The following is a 12682-nucleotide window of genomic DNA, read 5'->3' as shown; positions in this document are numbered from 1 at the left end:
TTTAAGATTAAAGTTAAGTATCGATCTTTTGCCGGTATCACTTAAAACACGCGATCCACGGCTGGTGTTTACTATGAGTAAGAAAAAAATCAAGAACAAAAAGGGAGACATTTCCCCCGATCTTCGAGATCACATTCAGGCACTCAACCTTAAAACGGTTGAGGAGTATCGTAAATGGTGCGATCAACATGGATTCTGTAACAGGACGAATAAAAAGTGGAAAGTTCTCTATCGCGAACGAGTATTCTATGAGCGAACGCTGGAAGAAGAAAAATGGATCCATGAAAAGAGAATGCAGAATAAACTGCACGGCATGATACAGCATATTTGTCGCGGAAATCTGTTAGCCAAAGATGTGAGTCAATCAGAACAAAAGATTCTGTGTGCGTTAGTTTATGAAAATTCAAAACGAAGACGCCGTCCCAAGGTAAAAACTCGAATTTTGGAACGTGTGCTTGAGTATCTGGAACCATGGACACAGTTTTTCGAAGCCGGATATGTAATTCCTGGTCTGGAAAATTCACCCTTTAATACATATTTGGGGGGACTGTTTTGGATCACAGAACGTTATGCCGACTGGATTCGCCCCATCGAGAAATGGAAACCGCGGACGAATAACGCACGTCAGATGTTTGCTTCGTTGCTTCGTCATCTGTTTGGATATTATGAAGTACCCAGTTTTTTTGACAGCGTCTGGTTTCTGAATCCTTCAAAAGAAGCAAGGCAGATGCAGAAATGGTATCTAAATACAGGCAGAGGAATCAGAATTCCCATCAGGGAATTTCCGATTCCCTACACCAGAAAAATGTTACATCATTTTCTGCAGGCTCCTGCTCGTCACAATGTTTATCAGGCAGTGCGTTATGCGCAAATTAAAAACATGGGCGGCAGCGAGCGACAGATTGATGCCATGTTGGCAACTCGTCTGGGAAGAAGCTTTGAAGACGAGTCGTTCTGGGTTACCGTGATTCGCTGGTTTATTGCACATCCGATTCTGGATCCGGCCAGATATGAATCCATTATCGGCTATATTCAATACCATCGATTTGGTTCCCATACTTTCTTTCAGAATCAGGAAGATCGTGAACAGCATCCTCCAATACTACCTAATTTTACGATCAAAGACCGTCATCCGGAAACACTGTTAAGAGCAGTAGAGGATTGGCAACATGAATTTGAAATGAGAAGTAATAACGAGAATCAAACTGGAGTTTGGGAGCATTCATCAATCAATGAGTTTGAACTGTATGAGGGATCGGATGAATGTAAATATCTCATCTGTTGGACGATACGTGAATTGTTGGACGCAGATGCGCTTTACATTGAAGGACAAAAGATGAACCATTGTGTGGCAACATATGCTTCTTTGTGTGAAGAGGGAACGTGTTCGATCTGGTCGCTGGAACGCGAAACATTTGATGGCTGTTCGAAAGTGCTGACGATTGAAGTAAGAAACTCTACTAAAACGATTAATGAAGTACGAGGAAATTCAAACCGAATTGCAACAGCATACGAAACAAAAATACTGAAGCGTTGGGCTGACCAGGCAGGTTTGACTTTAAATCTTCAAGCATAACAAATTTGCAAAAGGGCTTCCGACCTTCTGTCGGGAGCCTTTTTGTTTAAATCGCACACTCATTAAAAGCTGCCGACTCCATCATGATGATGGCAAGAATAAAATTCATCCATTTCACCAATTCAACGATCTTTAAGGTAGCGATATGAGCACGAAGAACTGGTGTGAGATCTATGTCGATGGGAATATATCGTGTCAAGCGATGGCGGAAGAAGTGATTGCGATCACGAGTGCAAAGGACGCTCATTTATATAACGGTCGCAGATGGGAGATGAGTACCACTGTGCTATCAATCGACGTAGAACGGAACCAAAACCAGAAATATTCTTCGATCTGGTCGCGCATCAGTGCATGGTGGCGCAAGGAAAAAGTAGCAAATGACGAGTTTCTGTTCTATCCTCTGGTCATTTCGGCAGAGCCAAACCATGAATCATTTCACAGCGAATACGAAGAATTGATAGCGGAAATCATTCGAAGAATAAAATGTTTAGGGCTGCGTTTTGCGCTGGTTGCTGATTTTGAAGTTGAATGAACGAGGGGGGAATGGCTGCGGAAAGGTAGGCAGCCCTGGTCATTGTTTAGGTAGCGTTTCTTCATTTGCATCGACGAAATGAAAGCACGCAAACCGGGGCTAACGCCCAATGGCTAATGAGTCATTTCTGCGGTCATAGTACCTGAAAACAAGGGGAACAGTATAACATCGACCACGGTTAATTCTTACCTGGGTAAAATTGAAGTCCTCAAAATCACGCTCAAAACTATGAAATAAACGCTACCTAGCGTTTGAGTTCATCGGGGATTTCGTATTGGCCCACTTTGACACCTTGATTTCGCAGGGCATCCATGATCGCTTTGTAAATGTAGGGGTTGTTTTCGGGAGCCCTGCGATTCTCTTCGGTCCATTTTTCAAGCTTCAGATCTTTGAACGCCTCATCATCCAGCTTGCTGAGTTCGACGATGATGTCTCGCATGACTTTTCCACCTTGAAGAAAACGATCCCTGAGGACGGGGCTCCCATCTGCATATTGTAGCGTGGCTAACTCTTTACCCAGCATTTTGGTTGAGAGAAAACCGTCCCGGTCAGTACGGGCAGCAATCGGGTTCCACAGGACATGTTCGGATTTAGAACCCAGTTTTGGCAATTGAGCAAGATGTGCGGGGATTTGCGGCCAGGGTCCTCTGGGAGAATACTTGATGTCTCCGATTCCGTCCTTGCCTGTGGCATGTTCTGACCAGCGTGCCATCCCTTCCAGAAACCAGGAATTTTTGAATTGCGTCGCACCATATTGAACAAGGTGGAATGTTTCATGAGTGGGAGTGACGTTTTTTGTGGGGTCGAGTTGACTGGAAATCGACATTACGACACAGCGGTCTTTGGGCTTGCCCTCGGGAATGTTTCGAGCACGCTGTGCACTTGAAAACGCAATCCCGTTGTTACCTCCCATCTCCTTGCGGTCGCGGATACTGACCTGAATACAGTTGGGTCTCTTAAATCGCTCGCTTTCAAACGGGTCTGGAAACTTGAGGACGCGACAGAACAGTTGATGCGCAGCCCAGACTTGTTTGGCCACGTTTTCGACCTGGTCCGGAACAGAGTTCTTATTTACGTCGACAGGAGAGACCGCACCAGTCCCCTCTTTGACGTAGAAGACCCGTACATATTCGAAGACGTAGTGCTCCTTGAGCTCCGTCTTTTTATTTTGCTGAGCAGATACAATAGAAGTAGAGGCAATTACACTCAGCAGGACTGCGAGTACGATGATATATCCCTGCGTGTGACTCCGAATGTCTCTCATTGGTGCAGACCTTTCGGTTAACGGCCAAACTGGCCGGGTTGGCGGACCGCTGGAGTTGCCATTAATGAGTGAAGAAGTGTATATGGGAATCGTAGCCGAAGAATGGGGCGTTGTCAATTTGTTTCACGCGTCTTACGCTGCATTGAATTTAGTGGGAGAAACGCATTTCTTGACAATGCTTTATGAACTCACTCCTGTTTGAAGAGGGCATGCACATTCATGCGTTGTAACTTGTCAGCCAGTTCGCATGCGTGATTGCGAAACAGGATCATGCCGATGTCGGGGCGGGTGTGAACGAGTTGCTGGAGTGCGTCACGGGAAAACAGCATTGCCTGACCTTCACTTTTGACGCGTGCCGAAACGCGATGCGAGGGTTCCGAAACCGACGCCAGATCGCCCAGCGATTCGTGGACGCCGATCGTGCCGACGGTCTTTCCATGACAATTCTGAATCTCAACTTCTCCGGAAATGATGACGCGGATCTTGTCAGCGGGATCATCCGGTCGAAACAGCACATGCCCTTCTTCCAGCGTTTCCAGTTCGGCTGAAGCTGCCACGTACTGTTGTTGTTCTTCCGACAAGCCTGCAAATAAGGGGGCTGTGTTGACAGCCTGCATCAGTTTGGGGAGAGCCGTTCTTAGCCTGAGTGATTGATCTACGAGATCCGCAATGGCCTTGCCCGGTTCAAATACTTGTAATGAGTCCCCATTCCAGGTTGTCAGCAGGCAGACCATACGTACGACATCCAGACGTTCGACTTCATGAAAAATCATCGCCGGAATATAGGCTGCGGGTAGAAAACCGTTCTCCAGAAACGTTTGCTGCATTTGCGGCGAGAAGGCACTGACGTCCGCTTCCAGATAGTCAATGCTGTATTCTTCCCGGCAGCGTCGGACGAGTTCGGAGACCAGAAAATAAATGGGCGAATCATCCAGAGAAACGAGTTCGAAGATTTTTCCGGTTCGTTCGTGTTCATCAATCGAGAAGCCAATCGCGCCCACCATTAAGCCATCGCGATACGCGAGCAGGTATTGTGCATGGCTGGCGCGTAGTTGAAACAGACCATAGTGCAGTCGCATCCGTCCGAAAATTTCCCGTTGTTTGATGCGACCCCGCTCAAAACGGAGCAGAACGGGGTATAGTTCGGATTCCATCTCCTGGACCTCAAACTGATGGAAATGCGGGTACGCTCGTGGCTCGGCTTCAATGATCGCATCACAATTCAGCTGACAATTCTCCAGTGCAAGTTTGGCAAGCGGATAGACTTCCGGAATGAGGTGGGGATGGTTACGACGCAGTTCGAGTGCGTGCCCGAAGTGGCAGACATATAAGGCCGCTGATTCCCTGTCGCCGAGTTGAAATTTGTTGGGCAGCAATCCGACGGGATGAAACCCATGCTGGTGGGAAATGCGTTGGGAAAACTCGTGGGCACTTCGATTCTCGACAATGCCCACGTGCAATCGGTCTTGAACAAATTCAATACGTGCCTGCATCAATTGACTGCCTATGCCCTGTCCGCGTCCTTTGGGATGGACAACCAGACGACCGAATTCGGCCACAAGATCGGCATGCGCACCGACCTCCAGCACGACAGAAGCTGTGCCGAGAACCGTTTCCGTCTCCGAGTCTTCAGCGACCAGAAACAGTGTGTCATCGCTCAAGATCATGCGTTTGAGCGCTTGGATATCGTAATACTGGGGATAAAAATAACTGTCACCATAGGCGATGTGGAACAATTCGCTAATGACTTCCGCATCCGTCTCCCGGGCTCTACGAATATCAATCATGGTCTCACTCTCCCTGTTCAAGGAGTCGACGTCCCGCGGCCAGTGCGACAGCGTGATAATACGTAGCCCCCACATTCAGAGCCTGCTCATCAAAGTCAAATCGGCTGGAGTGAGCCGGATATCCTTCTTTCCCTGCCAGCACGCTGCCGAACCGTACATAGCAGCCCGGTATCTGCTCCATGTAATATGCGAAATCTTCTCCCCCCATATTGGCAATTTCGAGTTTTCGCAAGGCCTCTTCTCCGAATGAGCTCCGTACTGCGTCTCGGGACAGTTCTGCGATGTTGGGAGGATTAGAAAGTGGCGGCGTTCCCAAGTCGATCGTAACTTCAATGATCGCGTTATGCAGTTCACCAATCGATCGCGCGATGCGTTCTATTGAACGATGCAGACTCTCTCTGACTGACTGCTCTTGAGCACGGATTGAGCCATCAAGCTGGGCACTGGAAGCGATGACATTGGAAGCGGTTCCTGCTTCGAAATGACCGACGGTCACCACCGACGGATGAGCCGGGTTGACTTCTCGCGAAACGATTGTTTGCAAGGCCATCACCAACAGAGACCCGACGACCACAGAGTCAATGGCTTCATGAGGGCGGGCAGCATGCCCTCCCTGACCGTGGATTTTGATGTGAAACTGATCGCTGGATGCGTTGACGGGACCATCGGTGACGGCCACCGTTCCCGCTGGAAAATGCCGATCCAAATGACCGCCAAAAATCAGCGCGACATTCTCGAGTACGCCCTCTTCGATCATCTTTTTCGCCCCGCTTCCGGTTTCTTCGGCAGGTTGAAACAGGAACCGAATCGGAGCCGGTCGATGTTTTTCTTGAGCTAATAACGCAGCCGCACCGAGCAGCATGCTGGTGTGACCATCGTGGCCGCAGGCATGCATCACTCCAGGAACCTGGGAGGCAAAAGGCAATCCGGTTTCTTCCTGAATCGGCAGGGCGTCCATATCGGCACGCAATGCGACAAACGGAAGATCGTGCTCTCCGGGAAGGTCTGCGATAATCCCGGTGCCTGCGATGCCTCGTTTGCAGGGAATTCCTAACTGATCTAAGAACGCGGCGATCCGATCTGATGTTTTGTGCTCATGCCAACTCAACTCGGGCTCAGCGTGCAACTCGCGCCGAAATGATACAATTTGCTCAAACAGTTTTGAATCTAATCCCGTCATAATTGCACCTCTGCAGTCTTGTGCCGACACTTGGAATAAAAGCCCATTTTGTTATGGCCCGGTTTTTATCGAATCCATATCCTTACTCTTTTATTATACCAGTTCGGAGAGCAAAATTCACGTTTTGATTTGGGTCACTGTCTCAATCGATCATCGTCTCTCAATTGGAGTGTGAGGTAGAAGACGAATTTTGTGAATGCTGATCTTCTTGTTCAAGGTGCATGTGTCGTTTTGCTGTTTCATTCAAGGCACGCGTCGCAATGGCAATGGTGAGGCCTACTACGACCATCCCAATCAGGCCGATGCAGACACTGATCAGTTTTCCCAGCGGTGTTTCAGGTGTAATATCGCCGTAACCAATTGTGAGCCCGGTGATCAGTGTAAAATAGACGGCATCTCCAAAGTCGAGATTCTCAAATCGCCAGATCAGAAACGCGCCCAGCAACAGGCTTAACAGGAGTGCCACGAAGACCTCTCGCACATAAGAGGCATAACGCACGAAGGCACTGAAGAATTCAACAAAAAGCGGAAGGCGTCTGCGAAGTAAATGCTTAAACATGGGATTGGTCTCTGATGACGAAAGTGAAATGAAGCCAGGTTTGAGAGTGAGGGGCAGATTAGTTTACCCAGGCCTGCTCTCATCTTGTTCGGTTACTTGAATCTTACCCGATTGATGGTTCTGCGAACAGAATGGTTCCTGCGTTTCGTGTCATTCCTGATCGTTCGTAGAAAGAAAACTGGCTCAGAGATCTTTCTCTGGAACCTTTCCTGTTTGGTATCAATACACAGGAAAGCCGCTTGATTCGTCCTGTTTCAGGCGTTACTTTTGAATGTGACAGGAGCTGTTCAACTTCCCTGTTATCGTCACTGTGCGACGGAGACGCCTCTCCTGCCGTCTAACGATGTCTCGCGATGCCCAAGGAGCCGCAAATGACCTCTGGTTTTAAGAACATGATCATCGCTGTGATCATTCTGCCTACATTATTATCAGTTTCCCTTTATGCACAACAGCAACAGCCGGTGCGTCTCAACCCCGACGATCTGCTGCTGTACCGGGATGAAGCAGGCAAAGTCAGCAAAGTCCAGACACCGTCCGACTGGCAAAAACGACGGAAAGAAATCATTCATGGGATGGAAAAAGTCATGGGACCATTCCCCGGAGAAGACCAGCGAGTCGCTTTGGATGTGAAAATCCTCGAAGAGGTTAAACTCGACAAATATACGCGGCAGCTAATCACCTATCAGTCGTCACCCGGTTCCCGAACACCGGCCTACCTTTGTATTCCCCATTCAGCAAAGGATGGAAAGAAGGTTCCGGCGGTGCTCTGTCTACATCCGACTGACAACAAGGTGGGCCATCAAGTCGCTTTGGGACTGGGGGGACGGGAAGGGAGGCAGTACGCTGCCGAACTGGCGGAGCGGGGGTATGTCACTATTGCGCCCGCTTACCCTCATCTGGCAAATTACTGGCCGAATCTGGGCAAGCTGGGATTTGTGAGTGGCACGATGAAAGCGATCTGGGACAATTCACGGGCGATTGACCTGCTTGAGTCTCTGGATTACGTCGATCTAAGTCGGGGAGTGGGAGCCATCGGTCATTCTCTGGGCGGTCATAATGCCATCTACACGGCGGTCTTTGATCCCCGCGTTTCTGCCATCGTCAGCAGTTGCGGCTTTGATTCCTATCGCGATTATTACAATGCCGCCGAACGCGTCTGGTATTTCGGCAAAGGCTGGTGCCAGATTCGCTACATGCCTCGGATGTCGGACTACCGCGGAAAGCTGGACGAAATTCCCTTCGATTTTCCGGAACTGCTCGGCGCACTGGCACCACGGCCCGTGTATGTCAACGCACCCCTCCACGATTCCAACTTCCGTTGGAAAAGTGTTGATCAGTGTGCCGAGAGCGCCCAACCTGTGTATGAGTTGCTGGGAGCAAAAGACAAGCTGGTTATCGATCACCCGGATTGTGATCACAACTTTCCGCTGGAACAACGCAACCGTGCTTACCAGCTGTTTGACTCCGTTTTGAAAGACTGAAAAAAGCAGGTTTCTGTTCGTGTGCTTCAGTTGTAGACGTAACGAACAAACATCCGCACAGGCGAAGGAGGATAACAGGATGATTGACAGAAATCGCCGCTGGTTCCGGCTTCGAATGTTCCTGGGATATGTCGTCGTCATCTTTCTCTGTCAGATTGACTCAGTTGAGTTGCTGGCTCAACCATCGCACGATCGGCAGATTTTATTCAATCGCCTTAACAGACTGATTTCCAAGGGGATTGAACAGGGAGTTCTGGTCGGTGCACAAGCTGCCGTCGGTTCAACAAGCGGCACTCCAACGACGAAATCGTATGGGGTCATTGCGCCACAATCAACATCAGCGGTGAATGATGAGACTCAATTCTGCATTGGATCTTGTTCAAAGCCAATCGCTGCTGCCTGTATTATGACGCTCAGAGACAGCGGTGAACTATCATTTGAGCAGTCCATTGATAAGTGGATTCCGGAAACACGTCAGTGGGAGCTGGAAGACGGCCAGAATCTGACCAGGGCGCCGAATATGAAAGAATTGCTTACGCATCGAGCGGGCATCTATTCTCAAAAAGCACAGCCGATGACAGCCAGGCAGACCCGTGCGATTCGTGATTTTGAACAGAGTTTGGAAGAATCGGTCAAACTGATTCAACAGCAAAAGCTGATTAGCCAGCCCGGAGAAAAGTATGCCTACAGCGGGGCTGGATATTGTCTGGCTGGTTATATTGCTGAGAAAGTCACCAGCAAACGCTTTGAGGATCTATTGCAGGAGCGCCTCTGCTCTCCATTGGGAATGAAACATACAACCTATTTTCCGGATATCGAACAGTCGGGAAATATAGCATGCCCCGGAGCGCGCGGTAGAAACGGGAAACTGCTCGCTCACCAGGGGGCACCTCATCTTTGGGGAAAGAAACTCAAATTTCCGCTGATCGGAGGCAGTCTTTACACAACCGCATCCGATACAGGTCTGTTTGCAAGTATGATCCTGAATCGCGGTAAAAACTCGCGGAAGCAGGTATTGAGCCGCGAGGCCTGGCAGTTTATGATCAGTCGACAGTATCCCAGTCAGAGATACGGTCTGGGTTGGGGCCTGACGATACAAAACGGGCAAACGACGGCTGTGCAGCATTCAGGAGCACTGTTGGGATATCGGGGTCTGATCCATATAGATCTCGAAGAAAACCGATATGTTGTCGTGTACTGGACTCTGACTGACGTGAGAGATGCCCGCGGCAAAAACTTCTCTCGCGCTTTGCAGCAGGTGGTTCGTTAATTCAAATAGTGGTCAGCATATTCTGAGGGGAGTTCAATCAACATGTCAGGCAGCAACTCACAGATATTAATGCAACAAACAGCTTCTGGTAGGGGCAAACTGATTGTCGTTCTGCTTCTGATTCTGGCGGCAGGTGTGACCACCGACGCCTGGTACGGCGTTTCACTCTGTCTAGGGGCCGCGATCGGTATGTTTCTGGCAGAGCATTTCGGCTCCAGTCGCACTCGCGAATTTCTATTTCTGTTAGGCACACCACTGCTGTTTTTCTGGCTGATGTTCCTCGCCACAATCTGGCAACAACCAGACGGAGCAAGCCCTGCGCTACTTAGTCTCGGGACACTCTTGATTCTCTGCTCTGCAATCGTCCCGGCTGCCCTGACCGTAGTCGCACTCAGCATCATCTCTGCAATCGTGTTCAAATTGACCGGACTGCGCCTGCTGAAATTCAACTGGAGTCGAAGTGAATCTCAATAACTTCGCTGTCTTCTCCCTAAAGGGAGATCCTGGCTAGGTAGCGTTTATTTAATAGTTCTGATCCTGATTTTGAGGTCGACAGAGTAAGCTAAGTAAGAATCCACCGTAGCCGACGGTGTGTTGTTGCCCCCTGTTTACTGGTCTATGACCGCAGAAAAGGTCCATTAGCCGCAGGGCGTTAGCCCCGGTTTCTCCTCATTTGCAAAGACCAATTCGAATTAAGAAACGCTACATGGCAGTGCTGTGAATGGTTCCTGTGTTTCGTGGTATTCTTGGTTGATGAAGTAGCTAATTCACTTGCAGCAGCAATCACTTCAGATAGTCTTTCAGTTTGAAGTGCACGAAGGGGCGTTGATAGGCTTCGTTCTGCTTTTCGGCGTAGGAGACCCAGAGTTCCAGTGCGGTGGCATCGTAGACCACGTCCAGAATGTTTCCGCCTTTGATGGGAATCTGGCAGGCGATGTCAATCATTTCCGGGGCACCGATTTTGCCGTAGACTTTTTGCAAGGGGCCAAATGCCCCGCGGCCTTCGTCCTGATAGACCAGGTTTTTCATGACGGCTGGCGCCAGTTCGTCATTGGGATCATTGTCTCCCCAGATTTTCAGATCAGGCGCGTGGGCCAGCATCTTGACGGCACCTAGATTGGCACCGTCGCCGACCACATAGTGATACTTTTTCATCCGTTTCGCATTTTTGAAAATGTCGATTGCCTGTTCCAATCCGTCGGCGTCGTACATGACCTGCCGAAACAGTGTTGTGAAATGCACGCCGTTCATATCGAAAGGATAATCTTTACCGGGGGAGTCTCCCATTTCCGAAAGGACAATTCCTTTCGCGTTCATGCCCGTATTGGCACCGATGAAACCGGCGAAGGTGGGATTCACGTGGGGGACGCCATTCTTAGGAATGTAGACCGTAATGCAGGGATAGTCCTGCACGCCGAGATCCATCGACCAGTCCAGGTTTCGCGTTTGATAGAGATGGCCATCTTTGGTAGCTGAACCCCAGGCGGCGATACTGCTGCAGGAGTAGTCCATTACCACAGGCATAGCATGTGCCCTCTGCAGCATTTTTAACGACATGCCCGTCCCTTCTGCAAAGCCGCGTAATTCTTCTTTGAAGCGCGGGTCTGTATGCGGTGCGATCGATTTCCAGGCTGCATCCAGACTGGCATTCGAGCAACGCTCCGGAGCAGCGGTTTGCACCTTTTTCATCAAGGACTGAATCATCTGGGTGGCATCTTCCCTGATCAGCTCGCCCTGTTTTTTACCCATTTCATAAGGCGTCCCTTTGACCACCACCACGGGAATCTGATCGGCGCCTGTGCCGATCGAGGTCAGATAGCCTTCAGCGAATACGGTACTTGAAATGCTGAGACAGGCAATGGTAAAAACGATGATAAGCTGACTAAATCTGAACATAGTGAAAAATTCCGTCTTCAGTATTATTTGGTTTCAATCAGGTAGGAACCCTCGATGATTTCAACTCCCGCTGTGGTGATGATCGCGGCTTGGGGTGGCTTATTTTTATTACCGCGGATTGAAGCACAGCCGGCTTCGCCGTCTTTATTGATGGCGACGATCTTGTCGTTGAAGTCGACTTTGTCCGGACCGCCATTGATCTTCACGATTCGCTGGCAGAGCGCTTCACAGGCTTCAGTGGGACTTTTTCCTGCCCGCATCTGTTCCACCACGAAAAAACTGCCGCAGGTCCGCAGGATTTCTTCGCCTCGTCCCGTGGCACCTGCTGCTCCGACTTCGTTGTCTACATAAAGCCCTGCGCCGATGATGGGAGAATCGCCGATCCGGCCGGGCAGTTTGCCGAACAGTCCTGAGGTCGTCGTGCATCCGGCGAGATCGCCTTTGGCGTCCAACGCCAGAATATTGATGGTTCCCGTCGGCCGTTTGTCCAGATCGTAATTTCCGTCTTTCGGCGGGAACCGGTCGTCCTTGTCGCTCAGGTTCTCTTTCCAGCGCAGCCAGATCTTGCGGGATTTATCCGTGAGCAGATTCTCTTCTTTAAAGCCGTGCGCCCGGGCAAATTCGCGGGCGCCTTCTCCGACGAGATGAATATGATCAGTCCGTTCCATGACCAGCCGGGCGACGGAGGACGGGGTTTTAATATTTTCGAGTGCACCCACAGAGCCGCAATTGTGCGTCCTGCCATCCATAAAGGAGGCGTCGAGCTGCACGACGCCGTCTTCATTAGGCAGGCCGCCGTATCCAACCGACTGGTCTTCCGGATCCAACTCGGTGACCTGTGCGGATTTCTCGACCGCATCGAGAATGTCGCCTCCCGCTTCCAGCACGTTCCAGCCGGGGCGGAGTACTTTTTCGGCCCATTCTTCGCCGCGACTGCACAGTATCAGCGGACGGCGGGGGGCGCGTTTTTCTTTCGCTTGCCCTGACATGGTTGCGAATAGTGAGAGCGAAGCACTCAGCCCCGCGACGTTTTTGATAAAACTTCTTCGGTTTTTCATGGCTCGATTATAAAGAGATTCGTTTTGGAACTCCAAACCTTTTCTGAATTCTGGATAGTTTTAGTAAATCCGAGCAGCT

At 49.9% G+C, this 12682-nt stretch carries 11 protein-coding genes; 5 read left to right on the top strand and 6 right to left on the bottom strand.

Translation table 11 applies throughout. The features are described 5' to 3' along the window. Nucleotides 1-73: 73 nt before the first annotated feature. Both Pan241w_RS15820 and Pan241w_RS15815 read left to right on the top strand, forming a co-directional pair. Nucleotides 74-1576: a PcfJ domain-containing protein gene (locus Pan241w_RS15820; protein ID WP_145217711.1), complete on the top strand. Its 1503-nt coding sequence runs from the start codon at nt 74-76 to the stop codon at nt 1574-1576. Between the two features lie 202 nt (nt 1577-1778). After that, the gene (locus tag Pan241w_RS15815; protein WP_145217708.1) at nt 1779-2108 is read left to right on the top strand and encodes a hypothetical protein; all 330 of its coding nucleotides are present in this window, start codon (nt 1779-1781) and stop codon (nt 2106-2108) included. Nucleotides 2109-2352: 244 nt separating this feature from the next. Here the strand turns inward: Pan241w_RS15815 and Pan241w_RS15810 are convergent, their stop codons facing one another. The 4 genes from Pan241w_RS15810 to Pan241w_RS15795 form a co-directional block, all read right to left on the bottom strand. Continuing rightward, nucleotides 2353-3372: a hypothetical protein gene (locus Pan241w_RS15810; RefSeq protein ID WP_145217705.1), complete on the bottom strand. Its 1020-nt coding sequence runs from the start codon at nt 3370-3372 to the stop codon at nt 2353-2355. Between the two features lie 188 nt (nt 3373-3560). Continuing rightward, nucleotides 3561-5159, bottom strand: coding sequence for a GNAT family N-acetyltransferase (locus Pan241w_RS15805; RefSeq protein ID WP_197999955.1), 1599 nt, complete (start codon nt 5157-5159; stop codon nt 3561-3563). A gap of 4 nt (nt 5160-5163) precedes the next feature. Beyond that, on the bottom strand, nt 5164-6339 hold the full coding sequence (locus Pan241w_RS15800) for a M20 metallopeptidase family protein (protein ID WP_145217699.1): 1176 nt from the start codon (nt 6337-6339) through the stop codon (nt 5164-5166). Nucleotides 6340-6499: 160 nt separating this feature from the next. After that, a complete protein-coding gene (locus Pan241w_RS15795) occupies nt 6500-6898 on the bottom strand; it encodes a potassium channel family protein (RefSeq protein ID WP_145217696.1) in 399 nt (132 codons plus the stop codon). Nucleotides 6899-7269: 371 nt separating this feature from the next. On the opposite strand from Pan241w_RS15795, the gene Pan241w_RS15790 reads away from it, so the two are divergent. The 3 genes from Pan241w_RS15790 (at nt 7270) to Pan241w_RS15780 (ending at nt 10123) form a co-directional block, all read left to right on the top strand. Next, nucleotides 7270-8379, top strand: coding sequence for an alpha/beta hydrolase (locus Pan241w_RS15790; protein ID WP_145217693.1), 1110 nt, complete (start codon nt 7270-7272; stop codon nt 8377-8379). Nucleotides 8380-8458: 79 nt separating this feature from the next. Beyond that, the gene (locus tag Pan241w_RS15785; RefSeq protein ID WP_145217691.1) at nt 8459-9649 is read left to right on the top strand and encodes a serine hydrolase domain-containing protein; all 1191 of its coding nucleotides are present in this window, start codon (nt 8459-8461) and stop codon (nt 9647-9649) included. Nucleotides 9650-9691: 42 nt separating this feature from the next. After that, nucleotides 9692-10123 carry a hypothetical protein gene (locus Pan241w_RS15780; protein ID WP_145217688.1) on the top strand — a complete coding sequence of 144 codons (432 nt, stop codon included), beginning with the start codon at nt 9692-9694 and terminating at the stop codon, nt 10121-10123. Between the two features lie 309 nt (nt 10124-10432). Here Pan241w_RS15780 and Pan241w_RS15775 read toward each other — a convergent pair whose 3' ends face one another. Beyond that, the gene (locus Pan241w_RS15775; RefSeq protein WP_145217685.1) at nt 10433-11545 is read right to left on the bottom strand and encodes a C45 family autoproteolytic acyltransferase/hydolase; all 1113 of its coding nucleotides are present in this window, start codon (nt 11543-11545) and stop codon (nt 10433-10435) included. Between the two features lie 23 nt (nt 11546-11568). Beyond that, nucleotides 11569-12603: a N(4)-(beta-N-acetylglucosaminyl)-L-asparaginase gene (locus Pan241w_RS15770; RefSeq protein WP_145217683.1), complete on the bottom strand. Its 1035-nt coding sequence runs from the start codon at nt 12601-12603 to the stop codon at nt 11569-11571. Nucleotides 12604-12682: the final 79 nt, after the last annotated feature.

The organism is Gimesia alba, assembly GCF_007744675.1.
GTDB lineage: Bacteria > Planctomycetota > Planctomycetia > Planctomycetales > Planctomycetaceae > Gimesia > Gimesia alba.
This window is presented reverse-complemented; position numbering and strand designations above follow the sequence as displayed.